The 18,990-nt window shown below is 70.4% G+C and carries 15 protein-coding genes; 9 read left to right on the top strand and 6 right to left on the bottom strand.

Going from position 1 to position 18,990, the window contains the following annotated elements:
• Nucleotides 1-173: 173 nt before the first annotated feature.
• The 6 genes from FEI13_RS03595 to FEI13_RS03620 form a co-directional block, all read right to left on the bottom strand.
• Nucleotides 174-1,169 carry an adenosine deaminase gene (locus FEI13_RS03595; RefSeq protein ID WP_138179620.1) on the bottom strand — a complete coding sequence of 332 codons (996 nt, stop codon included), beginning with the start codon at nucleotides 1,167-1,169 and terminating at the stop codon, nucleotides 174-176.
• Between the two features lie 18 nt (nucleotides 1,170-1,187).
• Complete coding sequence (gene cydC, locus FEI13_RS03600) at nucleotides 1,188-2,942, bottom strand: thiol reductant ABC exporter subunit CydC (RefSeq protein WP_138179622.1); 1,755 nt, start codon at nucleotides 2,940-2,942, stop codon at nucleotides 1,188-1,190.
• On the bottom strand, nucleotides 2,935-4,641 hold the full coding sequence (cydD, locus tag FEI13_RS03605; protein ID WP_138179624.1) for a thiol reductant ABC exporter subunit CydD: 1,707 nt from the start codon (nucleotides 4,639-4,641) through the stop codon (nucleotides 2,935-2,937). The genes cydC and cydD overlap by 8 nt, the downstream gene beginning before the upstream one ends.
• A 1-nt stretch (nucleotide 4,642) precedes the next feature.
• On the bottom strand, nucleotides 4,643-5,644 hold the full coding sequence (gene cydB / locus FEI13_RS03610) for a cytochrome d ubiquinol oxidase subunit II (protein WP_138179626.1): 1,002 nt from the start codon (nucleotides 5,642-5,644) through the stop codon (nucleotides 4,643-4,645).
• Nucleotides 5,645-5,647: 3 nt separating this feature from the next.
• Entirely contained in the window at nucleotides 5,648-7,057 is a 1,410-nt protein-coding gene (locus FEI13_RS03615; protein WP_138179628.1) for a cytochrome ubiquinol oxidase subunit I, read from the bottom strand.
• A gap of 267 nt (nucleotides 7,058-7,324) precedes the next feature.
• Nucleotides 7,325-8,308 carry a calcium/sodium antiporter gene (locus FEI13_RS03620; protein WP_138179630.1) on the bottom strand — a complete coding sequence of 328 codons (984 nt, stop codon included), beginning with the start codon at nucleotides 8,306-8,308 and terminating at the stop codon, nucleotides 7,325-7,327.
• A gap of 109 nt (nucleotides 8,309-8,417) precedes the next feature.
• Here FEI13_RS03620 and FEI13_RS03625 point away from each other — a divergent pair, with 109 nt between their 5' ends.
• The 9 genes from FEI13_RS03625 (at nucleotide 8,418) to FEI13_RS03665 (ending at nucleotide 18,990) form a co-directional block, all read left to right on the top strand.
• Nucleotides 8,418-9,767, top strand: coding sequence for a paraquat-inducible protein A (locus tag FEI13_RS03625; RefSeq protein ID WP_138179631.1), 1,350 nt, complete (start codon nucleotides 8,418-8,420; stop codon nucleotides 9,765-9,767).
• Nucleotides 9,764-11,464: an intermembrane transport protein PqiB gene (gene pqiB, locus FEI13_RS03630; RefSeq protein WP_138179633.1), complete on the top strand. Its 1,701-nt coding sequence runs from the start codon at nucleotides 9,764-9,766 to the stop codon at nucleotides 11,462-11,464. The genes FEI13_RS03625 and pqiB overlap by 4 nt, the downstream gene beginning before the upstream one ends.
• The gene (locus FEI13_RS03635; RefSeq protein ID WP_138179635.1) at nucleotides 11,461-12,054 is read left to right on the top strand and encodes a PqiC family protein; all 594 of its coding nucleotides are present in this window, start codon (nucleotides 11,461-11,463) and stop codon (nucleotides 12,052-12,054) included. The genes pqiB and FEI13_RS03635 overlap by 4 nt, the downstream gene beginning before the upstream one ends.
• 140 nt (nucleotides 12,055-12,194) lie before the next feature.
• A complete protein-coding gene (locus FEI13_RS03640; protein ID WP_138179637.1) occupies nucleotides 12,195-13,502 on the top strand; it encodes a DEAD/DEAH box helicase in 1,308 nt (435 codons plus the stop codon).
• Nucleotides 13,503-13,601: 99 nt separating this feature from the next.
• A complete protein-coding gene (locus FEI13_RS03645; RefSeq protein WP_138179639.1) occupies nucleotides 13,602-14,102 on the top strand; it encodes a hypothetical protein in 501 nt (166 codons plus the stop codon).
• A 7-nt stretch (nucleotides 14,103-14,109) separates the two neighbouring features.
• Nucleotides 14,110-14,637: a hypothetical protein gene (locus tag FEI13_RS03650; protein WP_138179641.1), complete on the top strand. Its 528-nt coding sequence runs from the start codon at nucleotides 14,110-14,112 to the stop codon at nucleotides 14,635-14,637.
• Between the two features lie 76 nt (nucleotides 14,638-14,713).
• Complete coding sequence (locus FEI13_RS03655) at nucleotides 14,714-15,874, top strand: MFS transporter (RefSeq protein ID WP_138179643.1); 1,161 nt, start codon at nucleotides 14,714-14,716, stop codon at nucleotides 15,872-15,874.
• A 31-nt stretch (nucleotides 15,875-15,905) separates the two neighbouring features.
• Nucleotides 15,906-16,622, top strand: a complete 717-nt coding sequence (locus tag FEI13_RS03660) for an ABC transporter ATP-binding protein (protein ID WP_138179645.1) — start codon at nucleotides 15,906-15,908, stop codon at nucleotides 16,620-16,622.
• A gap of 4 nt (nucleotides 16,623-16,626) precedes the next feature.
• On the top strand, nucleotides 16,627-18,990 hold the full coding sequence (locus FEI13_RS03665; protein WP_138179647.1) for an ABC transporter permease: 2,364 nt from the start codon (nucleotides 16,627-16,629) through the stop codon (nucleotides 18,988-18,990).

The following is an 18,990-nucleotide window of genomic DNA, read 5'->3' on the forward strand; positions in this document are numbered from 1 at the left end:
GCTGGTCCGAGCCCGACGCCCCCCACGATGCATGGAACTCCGGCGAGGCCGGGGGTCCATGTGTTGGCGTGAGATCAGGGGGTCAGGCCGCCAGCCAGAGTGCCGGTGACGAGACGGGGACGAAGCAGACGACCCGGCTCGTGTCACTGGCCCCGGCAAGCCCTCAGCGCGTCTCAGCGCGCCTTGGCGAGCTGGCGCAGCAGCGCCTGGCGGCGCTCGTCGCTCATGAAGGCGGCCTCGAGGGCGTTGCCGGCCAGCGCCACGAAGGTCTCCCGCGACCAGCCGAAGGCGTCGTGGCAGGCCTCGAAGTTGGCCAGCATGCCGCCGCCGAAGTAGGCGGGATCATCGGAGTTGAGGGTCAGCCTCAGGCCAGCCTCGAGCAGCTGCGGCAGGGGATGGTCGGCCATCTGCTCGACCACCCGCAGGCGCACATTGGAGAGCGGGCAGACGGTGAGAACGACCTGCTCGTCGCGCAGCCGAGCCACCAACGCCGGGTCCTCCAGGCAGCGCACGCCGTGATCGATGCGACAGACGTCCAGCAGGTCCAGCGCCTGGCGAATATACTCGGGCGGTCCCTCCTCCCCGGCATGGGCCACCCGGGGAATGCCGAGCTCGCGGGCGAAGCGGAAGACCGCGACGAACTTCTCGGGCGGGTTACCCTGCTCGGCGCTGTCCAGGCCCACGCCATCGAGCATCTCCCAGTAGGGGGCGGCGCGCTCCAGCATCTCCATCGCCTCCTCGGCCGGACGGTCGCGCAGGAAGGCCAGGATCAACGCGGACGAGAGGCCGAGCTCCCGCCAGGCCCGGCGCCGCGCCAGGGAGAGCCCCTCCATCACCACCGGCAGCTCGACGCCGCGCGCCAAGTGCGCCTGGGGATCGACGTGCATCTCCACGTGCACGACTCCCTCGTCGCTGGCGCGGCGAAAGTAGTCCATGGCGAGGTCATGGAAATCCTCGGCGGTGCGCAGCACGCTCATGCCCTGATAGTACAGATCCAGGAAGGACTGCAGGTCGGTGAAATCGTAGGCCGCGCGGACCTCCTCCACCGAGTCGTAGGGCAGGCGGATCCCGTTGCGCTCGGCCAAGGAGAACATCAGCTCAGGCTCCAGGGAGCCCTCGATGTGCAGGTGGAGTTCGGCCTTGGGCAGGCGCCTGAGGAAGTCATGCATGGCACACCTCATGGGAAATCATCGGTCCCATCCTGAAACATCCTGACCTTCCGCGCAAAGCGTGCCGTTGCAAAGGGTCAGGATATGATCGATACCCGGCGGATCGACCGCCTCGCCGAGCTGGTGCACCAGGTAAACGACGCTCCGCCCGGCAAGCCACTCATCCAGACGGTCGGCCAGCCGCGCCGCGGTGGCGGCATCGAGCCCGGCGAAGGGTTCGTCGAGGATCACCAGCTCCGGCTCGCGCAGCAGCAGCCGGGCCAGGCCGAGGCGGCGGGCCTGACCACCGGAGATCCGGCGGCCGCCCTCGCCCACTCGGGTCTCGAGGCCATCGGGCAGCGCGGCCGCCCAGTCGGCGAGCTCGACCATCGCCAGCGCCCGCCACAGCCGCGCCGCGTCCGCCTCGGGGTCACCCAGGCGCAGGTTGGCGGCCAGGCTGTCGTCGAAGAGCTCGACCCGCTGGGTGAGGCAGGCCACCCGCTCCCGCAGCGTCGCCTCGCCGATCGCCTCCAGGGCAACGCCGCCAAACGTGATCCGCCCGGCGCTCGGCGCGAGCTGTCGCGTCAGCAGCTGGGCCACGCTGGACTTGCCGGCCCCCGAGGCGCCGCACAGCGCCAGTCGTCGGCCCGCCGGGAGCGAGAGACAGAGGCCCGAAAGCGCCGGCTGCAGGGCGCCGGGATAGTGCAGGCCGACCGCATCAAGGGTCACGCCGAGGGGACCGCGGGGCGGCGCCTCGCTCGCCTCTTTCAAGACCGCGGCGACGCTGGTCCCACGGGCGGCCTCCAGGGCGTTGAGGCGCTCGGCGGCGGCCCGCGTCGCGCCGAGCCGCGTGAAGGCCATGGGCAGCGCGGCCAGCGCCTCGTTCAGCGCCATCACCGCCAGCGGCATCAGCACCATCACCGGGCCTGCGAGCGCGCCGGCCTGCCAGGCCAGCGCCGCCAGTACCAGGACGACGAGCCAAGTGGCGCCGACGGCGAGTCCCGCCAGGGCCGTGCCCAGCGCCGCGACGCGAGCCAAGCGCCATTGATCGACCTGCAGGCGGCGTTCGATGGCGTCGAGCCGAGCGCGATGGGCGGCCAGGCTGCCATAGGTCTCGAGCTCGGCGAGCCCCCGCAGGTGCTCGAACAATCGGCCGCGCAGCGCCTCCAGCGCCTCGATCTGTCCGCGGCTCGCGGCCATGCCGCACCGGGCCTGGCCCAGGGTGAGCCACAGCCAGGCCGAGAGCAGCAGCGCGAGCGCGGCGAGACCGGCGCGGGGCAGCCACAGGGCGAGCAGGCCCGACAGCGCCAGGATGGCCAGCAGCGCCACGGCGGCCGGAGCCAGCAGCCGCAGGTAGAGGCCATCGAGGGTGTCGATATCGGCGGTGAGGCGATCGAGCCAGTCGCTGGCACGGCGCCGCGACAGGGTGTGCCCGTCGAGCCCGGCCATCACGCCGAACAGCCGGCCGCGCAGGTCGGCCAGCAGGCGCAGCACGGTATCGTGGTTGTAGAGCCGCTCGACATAGCGCGAGACGGTGCGCGTGACGGCGAAGAAGCGGATCCCGCCGCCGGGGACGTAGACGTCCAGGCCCACCGAGAGCCCGGCGGCGAGCGCCAGGCCGGTCAGCGCCGTGGCGGTGATGAACCAGCCCGAGAGCGCCAGCAGGCCGATCCCCGCGGCCACGGTGAGCAGCAGCAGGCCCGCCCCGGCGAGCAGCCGCCCGCGACGACGATCGAGCAGCCGCCACCAGGGGCGCAGGGTGGCGATCAGCGAGGCGTCTCGCGAATCAGGCATCGACGGTCTCCCGAACGAGGGCGGCCTCGAGCGCCAGCCGGCGGTCGGCCAGTGCCAGGAGTGCCGGATGGTGGGTGGCGATGACCAGCGTGCGCCCCTCGGCGGCCAGCCGCCCCAGGGCCTCGATCACCCGCGCCTCGGTCCGGGCATCCAGGCTCGCGGTCGGCTCATCGAGCAGCACCAGCGGCGCCGGCGAGAGGAACACGCGGGCCAGGGCCAGGCGCTGCACCTGCCCCCCCGAAAGCCCTTCGCCGCGCTCGCCAAGCGAGGTCTCGAGCCCGTCGGGCAGGCGCTCGAGCAGCGCCGCGAGCCCGGCCCGGGCGAGCGCCTCGCGCATCTGGCTGTCGCTGGCCTCCGGCGCAGCCAGGCGCAGGTTATCGGCGAGGCTGCCCTGGATCAGCAGCGGACGCTGGTCCAGCCAGGCGAAGCGGGCGTCGGCGGCCAGGTGCCGTTCGCCCTCGGTCGGGGCGAGAAAGCCCGCCATCAGCTGCAGCAGGCTCGACTTGCCGGCCCCGGAGGGCCCCGTCACCACCAGCGTCTCGCCGCACGAAAGGCGAAGGTCCAGCGGCCCCAGCACCCGGCCGCGCCCCACGTGGGACAGCGTGACGCCGTCCAGCTCGAGCAGGCTATCGGGCGCCATCGGTCGCCCCGGCTCAGCCTTGGTGACGGGCTCGGCGCCCCGCCCGGCGTCGGGGGGTTCCTGAAGCAGCGTCACCAGGCCCGCGGCGGCGCCCAGGGCCGCGGCCCGGTCGTGATAGTGCTGGGCCAGGCTGCGCAGCGGCTGGAAGAACTCCGGCGCCAGCAACAGCACCAGCAGGCCGGTGAGGAGCGTCAGCTCATCGGCCGGCCCGTAGTCGATGTAGCCCAGCAGGGCGAAGCCCACGTAGATCGCCACCACCGCGATGGCCACGGAGGAGAAGAACTCCAGCACCGCCGAGGAGAGGAAGGCCAGGCGCAGGGTGCGCATGCTGCGCCGCCGGTAGTCGTCCGCCACGGCCTCCACCTCGCGGGTGGCCTGAGCGGTGCGCCCGAAGAGCTGCAGCGTGGTGATGCCGCGGACCCGGTCGATGAAGTGCCCGGCCAGACGCGCCACGGCGCTGAACTGCTCCTGGTTCAGGCGCTCGGCGCCCATGCCCACTAGAGCCATGAACAGCGGGATCAAAGGCGCCGAGATCAGCAGGAAGAAGGCGGCCAGCCAGTCGAGCCAGGCCACCACCACGAGGATCATTAGCGGGATCGCCACCGCCAGCACCTGCTGAGGCAGGTAGCGGGAGAAGTAGCCGTCCAGGGCCTCGACCTGATCGACCAGGCGCTGGGCGAGCCCCGCGCCGTGGTGACCGGTGAGACGCACCGGCCCCAGGCGCTCCAGGTGATCGAGCAGCTCGGCGCGGGCTCGCCGGCGGATGCGCAGGCTCGCCGCCTGGCCGGCCACCTCCTGCCCCCACTGAGCCAGCGCCCGCAGGAACAGCGTGGCCGCCAAGCCGAGCAGCCAGGGGGTGAGGTCCTGGAGCGCTCGCTCGTCGATCAGCAGGGCGCTGATCAGCGCGGCGAGCAGCGCCATCTGGACGATGGTCGCGATCCCGACCGCTCCCCCGGCCAGCAGCGCCAGGCGCTGGTAGCGCCGTTCACCCTCGGCGAGGCGCGACAGCCATGCCCGGGCCGTGAGCCCGGGCGCCTCGGCATCGGTATCGGCTTTCACCTCAGTGATAGCCCTCGCCGGGGCGGACCTTGCCGCGGAACACCCAGTAGGACCAGGCGGTGTAGGCCAGCACGATGGGGATCACGAACAGCACGCCGATCAGCAGGAAGAGCTGGGAGCCCGGGTCGGAGGCGGCGTCCCAGATGGTGTAGTCCGGCGGCACGATCACCGGCCACTTGCTGACCACCAGCCCCAGATAGGTGAAGACGAACAGCCCCAGGGTGGCGATGAAGGGCTGGCCTTCGCGCCGCTGGCGAACGGCGCGCCACAGCAGCCCCGCGCAGGCGAGCGCCAGCGCCGGGAAGATCCAGATCAGCTGCAGATGGCCGAACCAGCGATCGCGCACGCCGGTGTCGACGAAGGGCGTCCAGAGGCTGATGATCGCGAACACGCCGAGCACCGCCAGCAGCAAGCGCGGCGCGAGCCGATAGGCCCACTCCTGGAGCGGGCCCTCGGTCTTGAGAATCAGCCAGGTGGCGCCGAGCAGCGCATAGCCGGCCATCAGCCCCAGGCCCGTGAGCACGCTGAACGGGGTCAGCCAGTCGAACGGGCCGCCGACGTAGACGAAGTCCTCGACGGGGAAGCCCTGGATATAGGCGCCCACGACGACCCCCTGGGCGAAGGAGGCCACGGCGGAGCCCCAGCAGAAGGCGCGGTTCCACCAGTGGCGATTGCGGTGGGACTTGAAGCGGAACTCGAAGGCGATGCCGCGAAAGATCAGCCCGGCAAGCATCAGGAAGACGCCGAGATAGAGCGCCGGCAGAAACACCGAGTAGACCAGCGGGAAGGCGCCCAGCAGGCCCGCCCCGCCAAGCACCAGCCAGGTCTCGTTGCCGTCCCACACCGGCGCTACCGTGTTCATCATCACGTCCCGGGACTCCTCGTCCGGGGCGAGGGGGAAGAGGATCCCCACGCCCAGGTCGAAGCCGTCCATCAGCACGTACATGATCACGCCGAAGCCGATGATCACGGCCCAGATGATACTCAGATCGAACATGGCCATGGTTCAGCTCCTTCCCGGTTGGCTGGAGGCGTCCTCGAAGGGCACATGGGCGGCCGACAGCGGCCGCTTGGGCCGGTGCACCTCGTCGTCGTGGGCGGGCTCGGGCAGCATGCCCTGGCGGACCACCCGGGTCAGGTAGTAGACCCCGCACAGGAACACCACCGCATAGACGGCCATATAGCCGACCAGCGTGAACAGGGCCATGCCGCCGGTCAGCGAAGGCGTCAGTGCCTCGGCGTGGCTCATCAGGCCGTAGACCACCCAGGGCGCGCGGCCGGTCTCGGTGACCACCCAGCCGGCCAGCACCGCGATAAAGGGGGTGATGGTCATCACGCGCATCAGCTGCAGGAAGCCACGATGCTCATAGACCCGGCCTCCACGACGCAGCCAGAGGCCGGCCAGCGCGGCGCCGATCATGGCAAAACCCAAGGCCACCATGATCCGGAACGACCAGAAGACGATCCACACCGGTGGCTGCTCCTCGGGGGGCACCTCGCTGACACCGGGCACCTCGCCTTCGACGTGGTGGGTCAGGATCAGGCTGGCGAGGCCCGGAATGCCGATTTCGAAGCGGTTCTCCTGGGCTTCCTGATCGGGCCAGGCGAACAGCAGCAGCGGCGTGTTCGAACTGCGCTCCCAGTTGCCCTCCATCGCGGCCACCTTGGTCGGCTGGTGCTCCAGGGTGTTGAGGCCGTGGAAGTCGCCGACCACCGCCTGAGTCGGCGCCAGCACCAGCAGCAGCCACAGGCACATGGAGAGCGCCTTGCGGTTGGCCTCGCGGTCGCGGCCGATCAGCAGATACCAAGCGCTGACCCCGGCCACCACGAAGCCACCGGTCAGGAACGACGCCAGCACCATGTGTGCGAAGCGGTACGGGAAGGAGGGATTGAAGATCGCCTCGCTCCAGTCGGTGACGTGGAAGCGGCCCTCGATCAGCTCGACGCCGGCTGGGGTCTGCATCCAGCTGTTGGCCGAGAGGATCCAGAACGAGGAGATGAAGGTGCCGATGGCGACCATGATGGCGGCGAAGAGATGCACGCCCTGAGGCACCTTACCGCGCCCGAACAGCAGCACTCCGAGAAAGGCCGCCTCGAGGAAGAAGGCCGTGACCACCTCGTAGCTCAGCACCGGGCCGAGGAAGTTCGACGCCGCCTGGGAGAAGTTGCTCCAGTTGGTACCGAACTGGAAGGACATGACGATGCCCGAGACCACGCCCATGCCGAAGACCACGGCGAAGACCTTGGTCCAGAACAGCGCCAGGCGATCCCAGGCGGGATTATCGGTCTTGAAGAAGAGCCCGTTGAGCAGGGCGATGTAGGACGCCAGGCCGATGGTGAACACCGGAAAGATGGCATGAAAGGCCACCACGAAGGCGAATTGCAGCCTCGATAGCAGCAGGGGATCCAGTTCCATGAGGCACTCCTCGTTCCTGCGGGTCGTGAGTACGGGATGCGTCGGGCACTGGACGTGCTCTTGTGCGTGGGGCGCTGGCACCCTGCCGCATTCTTGTCGATCGGGGAACGGCCACGCAACGTCGCTGTGCGGCCCCGCATGGGGGCCGGCGATATCGACATCGAATGCCCGCATTCCTCAGATCATGAAATCATCATACTCCTCGGACTCACCTCAAGGGGAGACAGTTCGGGCCTCCGCGCCGTGTCGCGTTGTCGCAGCAAGGCGTCAGGCCGAACCGCCGCCGACCACCAGGTTCACCATGTAGGCGGTGTAGCCGAGGAACATCGCCAGCAGAACGGCCCCCTCGACGCGGTTGATGCGCCCTGCCCGGCCGCGCCAGCCCATGGCGAAGACCGCCAGTATCACCGTCATGACCATCATCAGGCTCCAGTCGCGCAGCAGCACCTCGCGACCGGCCTCGATGGGCGCGATCACCGCGGCCAGGCCCACCACGCCGAGAGTGTTGAAGAGGTTCGAGCCCACCACGTTGCCGAGCACCAGGTCGTGCTCGCGGCGGCGCAGCGCGCTGATCGAGGAGGCGAGCTCCGGCAGCGAGGTGCCCACGGCGACCACTGTCAGGCCGATCACCAGATCGCTGACGCCGAAGCCCTGGGCGATGGCCACCGCCCCCCACACCAGCACCCGCGAGCTGATCACCAGCAGCACCAGGCCCACCCCGGTCCAGACCAGTCCGGCCCTGAGCGACATGGGGTGCGTCTCCAGGCTCTCCTCTGTCTCGCTGCCCAGCACATCGCCACCCTGACGCAGGCCCAGGTAAATACTGTAGCCGATGAACGCGCCCAGCAGACCCAGCAGCAGCGCGCCTTCCCAGCGGTCGATCACGCCGCCCCACAGCAGGGCGGCGGTGCCAAGGGTGACGGCCCCGAGCACCGGCAGCTCACGGCGCACCACGCCGGAGTGCACCGCCAGCGGCGAGATTAGCGCCACCAGGCCCAGGATCAGACCGATGTTGGCGATGTTGGAGCCGAAGGCGTTGCCCAGCGCCAGGCCGGGGTTGCCCTGGCTGGCCGCCAGGGCGGAGACCACCAGTTCCGGGGCCGAGGTGCCGAAGCCGATCACCAGCATGCCGATCAGCAGCGGCGAGAGCCCCAGTCGCGCCGAGGTCGCTGCGGCCCCGTCGACGAAGCGCTCGGCGCTCCACACCAGCAGGACCAGGCCTGCCACCACCGCCATCGCGGGCACTATCATGTCGTCTCCTCAGGAACATTCAGGCGTGCATGTTTGACTATGGTGCCCCCCGCGTCAACGTGACACACTTTCTGCGTGTCGATTTCACCGCCAGGAGACCCTCATCGCCGTGCCCAGGCCTGCCCTACGCGCCCCCGCCCTGCCCCGGGGGACCCCACTGGTGGATCGTTCGCCGCCGGAGACGCGCACCTCACGGCGTCGGCTGCGAGCCTGCCACGAATGCGACTGGCTGACGGCGCTGCCGCCGCTGCACGGCGGCGAGAAGGCCGAATGCCCGCGCTGTGGCCACGTGCTGGCCACCCGCCACCACCGCCCGGCCCAGCGCAGCATGGCGCTGGCGCTCGCCTCACTGATCGCGCTGGCACTGGCCGTCTCCTTCCCCTTCATCAGCTTCACCGTCAGCGGCATCGGCAATCGCATCGAGCTGACCCAGACCGCCACCACCCTGATCGGCTTTCACCAGCCGCTGGTGGCGATCGCGGTGGTGCTGACCATCGGCGTGCTGCCCGCCGTCTACCTGGTGGGCGTGGTGTGGCTGCAGGCGGGGCTGCTGCGCGGCGATCCGCTACCGGCCAGCCGCAGCATCGCCCGCTCGCTCTCGCATCTTCACCCCTGGATGATGGCCGATGTCTTCATCGTCGGGGCCCTGGTGAGCCTCATCAAGATCGCCGGCATGGCCGAGGTGGGGCTCGGCATTTCCTTCTGGGCCTTCTGTGCCTTCGCCCTGCTGCTGCTGCTGACCACCCAGTCGCTGGACGCCGATTGGATGTGGTTCTCCCTGGCCGGCGAGCCCCTGGCCCCGGAGGGCGCGCGCACCGGCGAGACCGCCGCTTCACAGGGGCTGGCCGGCTGCGCCACCTGTGGCCTGGTCAACCGCCTGGACGGCGAGGGCCACGGCCGCTGTCGTCGCTGCGGCGAGCGCCTGCATGCCCGCAAGCCCGATAGCCAGCAGCGCACTTGGGCGCTGCTGGCGGCCGCCACCGTGATGTACCTGCCGGCCAACCTCTACCCGATCATGACCACCACGAGCCTCGGCCACGACACCCCCTCCACCATCATCGGCGGCGTGGTACAGCTGCTGCAGATGGGCTCCTGGCCGGTGGCCGTGGTGATCTTCGTCGCCAGCGTGATCGTGCCGGTGGGCAAGCTGGTGGCCCTGGCCTGGCTGTGCCTGGTGGCCAAACGCAGCAACGAACTCAACGCGGCGACCCGCACGCGGCTCTACCGCCTCACCGAGTTCATCGGCCGCTGGTCGATGGTCGATGTCTTCGTGGTGGCGATCCTGGTGGCGCTGATCCGCGCCGGTGCGTTGCTGTCGATCTCCCCGGGCCCCGCCGCCCTGGCCTTCGCCAGCGTAGTGGTCATCACCATGCTCGCCGCCATGACCTTCGACCCCCGAATGCTCTGGGACGCGCCGCTGCCGCGTGACGCCCGACCCGCCCAAGGACACTCGCCATGACCGACACCCCCGCCCCGTCCGAGCGAGACGGGCACCGCGCCCGCGCCACGCCCCAGGCGCGGCTGTCGCCGATCTGGATCGTGCCCATCGTGGCGATCCTGATCGGCGCCTGGCTGGTCTTCGACAACTACCGCAGCCGCGGGCCGGAAATCACCCTGATCACCGACAGCGCCGAGGGCATCGAGGCGGGCAACACCCTGATCAAGACGCGCAACGTCGAGGTCGGGCGCGTCGAGCGGGTGCACCTTTCGGAGGACCTGAGCCGCGCGGTGATCACCGCCCGCATGAGCCCGGATAGCGACGACATGCTGGTCGAGGACAGCCGCTTCTGGGTGGTCAAGCCGCGCATCGGCCGCGAGGGGATCAGCGGCCTGGGCACGGTGCTGTCCGGCGCCTACATTCAGCTCGAGCCGGGCCAGAGCGAGATCGACGCCCGGGAGTTCGAGGTCAGCGACCAGCCGCCGGTTTCCCCGGCCGGCGCCAAGGGCTTGCGCATCAACCTGATCAGCCAGCTCGGCAACGCGCCGAGTGTCGGCGACCCGGTCACCTTCCAGGGCCTCACCGTCGGCCGCGTCGAGGAGGCCAACTTCGATGGCACCACCCGACGCATGCACCATCGCCTCTTCATCGAGAGCCCCTACCACGACCTGGTCACCGACGGCACCCGTTTCTGGGCCGCCAGCGGCGTCGACCTGCGTCTCGACTCCGAGGGCGTCCGGGTCAACATCGACTCCCTGGAGGCGCTGCTCGGCGGCGGCGTCACCTTCGGCGTGCCCGAGGATCTCCCCCAGGGCAGGCCGGTGGAGGCGGACACCACCTTCACCCTCTACCCCGACGAGGAGAGCGCCCGACAGGGCACCCTCAGTCGCTACCTGGAGTACGTGCTGCTGATCGAGGACACCGTGCGCGGCCTCTCCCGGGGGGCGCCGGTGGAGTTTCGCGGCGTGCGCGTCGGCACCGTGGCCACGGTGCCCTGGCAGTTCAGCGCGCCCCAGCCCGATTCCCGCGACAATTTCGCCATCCCGGTGCTGATTCGCATCGAACCCCAGCGCCTGGGCGTCGATGCCGAGTCCCTCGACCTCGAGCAGTGGCGGGAGCGCTTCGAACGGCTCTTCGGGCTAGGCCTCACGGCCTCGCTGAAGAGCGGCAGCCTGCTGACCGGGGCGCTGTTCGTCGACCTCAACTTCCAGCGCGACGAAGCGGGTAACGCCGAGATCGACTACGTCGCCGAGACCTTCGCCGAGCGCACCGTCTTCCCCACGACCTCCAGCGGCCTCGCCCAGATCGAGGCGCAGGTGACGGCCCTGCTCGACAAGCTCAATGGCCTGGAGCTCGAGCCGCTGCTAGCCGGGCTAGATCGCAACCTCGATGCCTCAGAGGCCACCCTCGAGCAGGTCAATGCGCTCACCGAAAGCGTGCGTAGCCTGATCGAGGAGCCCGGCATGCGCGAGCTGCCCGGCAATCTCAATGCCACCCTCGAGTCGCTGCGCACCACCCTCGACGGCGTGTCGCCGGAGTCCCGCGCGTACCGCGACTTCAGCACGACCCTCGCGCAGCTCGAGCGACTGCTGCGCGACCTGCAGCCCACCGCGCGCACCCTGCGAGACAATCCCAGCGCCCTGCTCTTCGATCGCCTGGACACCGAGGACCCGATCCCCCGGGCGCCGACCTCCCCCCAGCAAGGAAGCTCGCCATGAGCGCAATCAAAGCCCTTGCGGCCGCCCTGGCTGCGCTGTGGCTGGCCGGCTGCGCCACCGATGCCCCGCCGTCCAACCGCTACACCCTCCCCGATGACGCCATGGCAGGCCCCACTGGCGTGGCCGGGGCCGAGGCCGCCCACCGGCTGGTCGTCGCCCGGCCGACGCTGGCCCGCTTCCTCGCCGTCGACGGCCTGGTGCTCAAGCTCGACGACATCACCCTCAACGAGGCGAGCGGACACCTGTGGGCCGAGCCCCTCGGCCTGCAGCTCGAACGCCGCCTGAAGGAGCGCCTGGCCGCCCGCCTGCCGGACACCCGGATCATGGCGGAGGCCGCCGGCGAACGCCGGGAAGTCGCCGCCACCCTGCGCCTGACGGTGGACCGCTTCCATGGCCGTCACGACGGCCAGGCGGTGGTGGCGGGCCAGTGGCAGCTGCGCGACGGCGAGGGCACGCTCGAGGCGCTTGCACCCTTCGCGGTCGAGGTGCCCCTGGCGCGCGACGGCTATCCCGCCCTGGTGCGCGCCCTGGGCCGCGGCTGGGACGACGTGGTCGACGAGATCGCCGAAGAAATCAAACGGCTGCGCTAACCCAGGCGCTATGGCATAATACGCGCCACGCGGCGATCGATGGTCCCTCCTGCCGCGCCAGATTCCTTTTCCACGCCTTGGCCAGGGACTGACCACGTCGAAACGACGCGGCGCAACCAGGGCGTCTCTGCGGAGACCGCATGACCTTTTCCGACCTCGGCCTGCGTGCCGAACTGCTCCGTGCCGTCGAGGCACAGGGCTATACCACCCCGACCCCGATCCAGCATCAGGCGATTCCCGCCGTCCTCAAGGGCGGTGACCTGCTGGCCAGCGCCCAGACCGGCACCGGCAAGACCGCCGGCTTCACCCTGCCGATGCTGCAGCGCCTCGCCGAGGGCCCCCGCCCGGCCAAGCGCCAGGTCCGCGCCTTGGTGCTGACCCCGACCCGCGAGCTCGCCGCCCAGGTGGGCGAGAGCGTGGCCGACTATGGGCGCCACCTGACGCTCAGGTCCCACGTCATCTTCGGCGGGGTCGGCCAGCAGCCCCAGGTCGACGCCATCCGCCAGGGCCTCGACGTGCTGGTGGCCACCCCCGGCCGCCTGCTCGACCTGCAGCAGCAGAAGCATGTCGACCTCTCCAAGGTCGAGATCCTGGTGCTCGACGAAGCCGACCGCATGCTCGACATGGGCTTCATCCACGACATCAAGAAGATCCTGCGCGTGCTGCCGGAGAAACGCCAGAACCTGCTGTTCTCGGCCACCTTCTCCAACGAGATCCAGGCGCTCGCCAACAAGCTGCTCGACGACCCGGCGATGATCGAGGTGGCGCGTCGCAACACCACCGCCGAGCTCGTCGATCAGGCGATCTACCGCGTCGATCGCGAGAAGAAGCGCGACCTGCTGGCGCACCTGATCATCCGCCACGACTGGCAGCAGGTGCTGGTGTTCACCCGCACCAAGCACGGCGCCAACCGCCTGGCCGAACAACTGTCCAAGCAGGACATTCCGGCCATGGCGATCCACGGCAACAAGAGCCAGTCGGCGCGCACCAAGGCGCTGGCCGCCTTCAAGACCGGCGACCTGCAGGTGCTGGTGGCCACCGACATCGCCGCCCGCGGCCTGGACATCGAGGAGCTGCCCCACGTGGTCAACTTCGAGCTGCCCAACGTGGCCGAGGATTACGTGCACCGCATCGGCCGCACCGGCCGGGCCGGCAGCGAAGGCAAGGCCGTGTCGCTGGTCTGTGTCGACGAACACGGCCTGCTCACGGGCATCGAGCGGCTGATCAAGCGCGACCTCGAGAAGCACATCGAGCCCGGCTTCGAGCCCGACCCCAACGCCAAGCCCGAGCCGATCGAGAACGGCCGCGGCAAGCGCGGTGGCGGTGGTGGCGGCCAGGGACAGCGTCGCCAGGGCCAGGGCCAGGCCGCCGGCCAGCGCAACGGTGGCGACGAGGCCCGCGCCCCGCGGCGTCGGCGCGGCGGTCGCGGCGGCTCGCGCCAGGCCTGACGGACTGCCTGGCGGACTGCATCATGATATGCGAATGACATCCGCCGGGCGCCTTCCCCTAGCGCGTCTCCCATCCACCCTCCACGCCTGGATGCCTCCATGGATGACACCACCCTGATCAGCGACTACCGGCGCTGGCTGAGCTTTCAGCATCAGGCCCGGCTCGACCGCGAACACCAGGCGGCGAGTCAGCGCCTCGAGACGTCGAAGGTCTCCGCCACGCGCATGACCGACGCCTATCGCAGCATGGCCGAGAAGGGCGCCAGTGAGGGCGCCAGCTATCGCACCCTCTTCCTGCGCGATCACGGCGACACGGCACTGGCCTGCGAGGGCTGGCTGTTCGTGCGCCGCGTGCTGGCCGAAGGCGGGTCCACCCGAGTGCGCGCCACCCTGCTGACCACCTTCACCCTTGCCTCGGGGCGCCTCGAGCCCGGCAGCCAGCCGGCCGAAAAGCTCACCCTGGAGATCTTCGACCAGCTGAATATCGATCGCGGCATGAGCAGCGTGGTGCGCGTCGACCGCACCGATAGCGGTCGCGACACGCGCTTCATCACCCTGCTCGACACCGTGCGAGGCGACCTGCGCCGCCATATGGTGTAGTGCCGACATGATCAAGAAGCTGCTCGGCAAGACGCCCGTCAAGGTCTGGGTGATCAAGCAGATCGACCAGGATGTGCTGCACCTCTGCGGCCAGGCCGAGCTGGATCACGATGCCAGGCGCACGCGGGTGCTCGCCGAGCTGGCACGCGGAGAATACCGGGGCCCGGTGTGCATGGCGGGTGGCGGCCTGGTCTTCAACGCGCGGCTGTTCGCGGCCCTGCCCCCCCTGGACGAGCTGACGCTCACCGACGACGGCCAGGCCTACTGGCAGGATCGCCGGTGGCGCGTCAGTCAGGTGCCCCAGCGCTGCTGGGGCTTTGATGGGCCGCTGATCGCGGAGCCGATCCGACACGTCGGTGGCTCGGGCCTGGTGAGCAGCGAGGATGTCTCGGGCATCCGCTCGCGCATCGACCGCGACACGCCTACGCCCCCCGGCACGGTCAGCTTCCGGGCCGACGACGAGCTCGAGACGCTCGATCCATTCGACACGCACGACTCTCCCCGAGCGGCGGAGCGACGCGGGAGGCACCATTAGACCGCGGGGCCCCGGCGCCTCGCGGCTCGCTTCCCAGGAGCCCGATACCCGCCGGCTGGCGCTGTTCGTCGGCCTGATGGTGCTGGTCGGGCTCAACCTGCGCCCGGCCCTCTCCACGCTGGCCCCGGTGCTCACGCGCATCCAGCAGGACACCGGGCTCTCGGCGCTGGCAATCGGGGCCCTAACCACCCTGCCGGTGCTCTGCCTGGGGATATTCGCCCCGCTGGCCCCCTGGCTCGCCAAGCGCTTCGGTCCCGAGAACACCCTGGCCGCCGCGCTGCTGCTGCTGGCCGGCGGCCTCTCGCTGCGCGGCGTGCCGGCCGTGCTCGCGTTGTTCGGCGGCACCCTGCTGGTGGGCGCCGCCATCGGCGTGGCCGGCACCCTGCTGCCGGCGCTGGTCAAGCGCGAGCTACCGGCCGGGGCCGACCTGATGACCGGCGTCTATACCATGGCACTGTGTCTGGGCGGCGCCCTGGGGGCGGGGCTCAGCGTGCCGCTGGCCGATCGACTGGGGAGCTGGTCGACGGGGCTCGCCAGCTGGGCACTGCTGGCGGTGGCCGCCCTGGTGGCCTGGCGGCTCTTGATGCCACGCCATGACGCCGCCACGGCCGCCCCCGACACCGGTGGCTCCCTTCGCGAGCTGCTCGGCCAGCCACTCGCCTGGCAGGTGATGCTGTTCATGGGCAGCCAGTCGTCGCTCGCCTATATCGTCTTCGGCTGGCTGCCCACCCTGCTGATGGCCCGCGGCTACAGCGAGGGCGAGGCCGGCTGGATGATGGGCGCCTCGGTGATGGTGCAGCTGCTCTCGGCCCTGTCGGCGCCCTGGCTGGCTCGCCTGGGACGCGACCAGCGCCCTGCCTTGCTGATCGTGCTGGCCATGGTCGCCGGCGGCTTCTGGCTGCTGCTCCAGGCGCCTGCCGTGTGGCGCTGGCCCGGCGCCGTGCTGCTCGGCCTCGGCCAGGGCGGCGGCTTCAGCCTCGCGCTCACGCTGATCGTGCTGCGTACCGCCACCTCGCGCCTGGCCGGCAAGCTCTCCGGGCTGGTCCAGGGCGGCGGTTACACCCTGGCCGCCCTGGGTCCGCTGGCGATCGGCGTGATGTTGCAGTTCGATGTGGGGCTGACCGCCCTGACCCGCGTGCTGCTGGGCATCGTCACCGTCAGCATGGGCTTCGCCCTGTTCGCCGGGCGCAACCGCCGCCTGGAGGTCGACGACGCGGGACGGCTGCGCACCCGCTAGACTCCAGCCGAGAGACGGGAGGAGCGCGCGGATGGCGAACGACAGGGACGTGGTGTTGACGACCCGGGGGCTGACCCGACACTACCGCATGGGCGAGGTCACCATCCAGGCGCTGCGCGGCGTCGACCTCGACCTGCATCGTGGCGAACTCATCGTGATGCTCGGCGCCTCGGGTTCCGGCAAGTCGACCCTGCTCAATATCCTCGGCGGCCTGGATCGCGCCTCGTCCGGCACCGTCCACTACGGCGACGACGACCTGACCCACGCCTCCCAGCGCCGGTTGACGGCCTACCGGCGCCACCACGTGGGCTTCGTGTTCCAGTTCTACAACCTGATCGCCAGCCTCACCGCCCGCGAGAACGTCGCGATGGTCACCGACATCAGCCGTGACCCGCTGACGCCCGAATCGGCCCTCTCCCGGGTCGGCCTCGAGGACCGCCTCGACCACTTCCCGTCCCAGCTCTCCGGCGGCGAACAGCAGCGGGTGGCCATCGCCCGAGCGATCGCCAAGCGCCCCTCACTGCTGCTCTGCGACGAGCCGACCGGCGCGCTGGACTCGCACACCGGCATCCGGGTGCTCGAGGTGATCGAGACCCTCAATCGCGAGTCCGACACCACCATGGCGATCATCACCCACAACGCGGTGATAGGCGAGATGGCCGACCGGGTGGTGCACCTGCGCGACGGCCGCGTGGAGGGCATCACGGTGCCGACCCGGCGTCGCCACGCCGCGCAGCTTCAGTGGTGAGCCCATGAGGGCCCTGCGGCGCAAGCAGCTGCGCGACCTCGGACGGCTGAAGGGGCAGGCGCTGGCCATCGCCGTGGTGATCGGCGGCGGGGTGATGACGCTGATCCTCGCGGTGACGATGCTCGACGCCCTGACCCGGGCCCAGGCCCGCTTCTATGCCAGTCACCACTTCGCCGAGGTATTCGCCGACGTCACCCGCGCCCCGCAGAGCCTCGTCGAGCGCCTGCAGCGCCTGCCCGGCGTCAACCTCATCGAGGCCCGGGTGGGCGCCCCGGTGCGCCTGACGGTGCCCGACTTCACCGACCCGGTGCGCGGCCAGCTGGTGTCGATTCCCGACGGCCGCCAACCGACTCTCAACCGCCTGCACCTGCTGGCCGGCCAGCTGCCCACGGCCGGGCGCGAGCATCAGGTGGTGGCAAGCGACGCCTTCGCCGCGGCCCACGGGCTCGTCCCAGGCGACCACGTCGAGGCGATCATCGATGGCCGCCGCACCCGCCTGACGCTGAGCGGCATCGCCCTGAGCCCCGAGTTCCTCTACCAGGCCGGCCCCACCGACCTGGTCCCCGACTACCGGCGCTACGCCATCCTCTGGATGAACGAGACGGCGCTGGCAGACGCTTACGGCATGGAGGGGGCCTTCAACCAGCTCTCGCTGACCCTGCAGGCGGGGGTCGACCGGGAGGGCGTCATCGACGCCCTGGACCTGGCCCTCGCCCGCTACGGCGGGACCGGCGCCCGTACTCGACACGACCAGCCGTCGCATCGCTTCCTCGAGGAGGAGCTCGATCAGCAGCGTGCCCAGGCCACGATCCTGCCCAGCGTCTTCCTGCTGGTCTCGACCTTCCTGCTCCACGTGGTGATGACCCGCCTGATCGGCACCCAGCGCCAGCAGATCGCGCTGCTCAAGGCCTTCGGCTATCGCGACGGCGAGCTGGCCCGTCACTATGCCGGGCTCGCCCTGCTAATCGTACTGCTGGGCTGGGCGCTGGGGGTGGGACTCGGCGCCTGGAGTGCGCGCTGGATGGCCGGCCTGTATGCCGAGTATTTCCGCTTCCCCGAGATGCGCTTCCCGATCCCGCCCTGGGCGCTCGGCCTCTCGCTGCTGCTGGCCGGCCTGTCGGCGCTGGCCGGCACCGGGCGGGCAGTCTGGCAGGCGATCGGCGCGCCGCCCGCCGAGGCGATGCGTCCGCCGGCGCCCCAGCGCTTCCGGCGCACCTGGCTCGAGCGCTCGCCGCTGCGCCATGCGCTTGGCAGTGAGGGGCGCATCGTGCTGCGCCACCTGGCCCGGCAGCCAGCCAAGACGGCCCTGTCGGTGACCGGCATCGCCCTCTCGGCGGGCCTGCTGATGATGGGCGCCTGGCAGCTCGCCGCGCTGGACCGGATGCTCGACCGCCAGTACCGGGAGATCCTGCGCATGGACATCGAGCTGACCTTCAACGACCCCACCCCACAACGGGCCCTGGGCGAGCTTCGCCACCTGCCCGGCGTGCTGGTCGTGGAGCCCTGGCGCCGCGTTCCCGCCACTCTGATCCACGGCCACCGCCGCTATCGCACCGCCCTGCTGGGCCTCGAGGCCACACCGCGCCTGCGACAGATCGTCGACGCGGCAGGCACCGCTCAACCGCTGCCCCCCGAGGGCCTGGTGCTGACCCGCTACCTCGGCGAGTGGCTGGGGGTCGAGGTCGGCGAAGCCCTGGAGGTCGCAATCATGGAGGGCCATCGCCGCCGAGCATCGCTGCCCGTGGCCGCCCTGGTCGACGAACCGGTCGGGGTCGGCGCCTACCTGCGTCGTGAACGGCTCAATCGTCTGATGCGCGAGGGCCCCGCCATCGGCGGGGCCTGGCTGCTGATCGATGCCGCCCACCGTGATGAACTGATCGCGGCCCTGGACGAACTGCCGGCGGTGGCGGGCATCGGGTTGATGGACGAGGCCGAGCGCGACGTGCGCCGCTATCTGGATGAGACCCTGCAGGTCTTCGCCCTGGTGTTCGTGACCCTGGCCGGCTCGATCGCCTTCGGGGTGATCTATAACAACGCCCGGATCAGCTTCGCCGAGCGCGCCCGGGAGCTGGCCACCCTGCTGGTGCTGGGCTACACCCGAGCCGAGGTCTCGCGCATCCTGCTCGGTGAGATCATTCTGCTGGGGGGGCTGGCCATCCTGCCCGGCTGGGCCGTCGGCGCGGGTTTCTGCGCCTTGCTCAGCGAGGCCTTCAGCAGCGAGCTGTTTCGTATTCCGCTGATCTTCACGCCGCGCATCTTCGGCCTCTCGGCCCTCGGCGTGATCTCGGCCTCTGCGCTGGTGGGGCTGCTGATGCTCCGCCGTCTCTGGCGCCTGGACCAGGTCGCCGTGCTCAAGGCGCCGGAATGA

Source organism: Halomonas urmiana, assembly GCF_005780185.1.
Classification (GTDB): Bacteria; Pseudomonadota; Gammaproteobacteria; order Pseudomonadales; family Halomonadaceae; genus Halomonas; species Halomonas urmiana.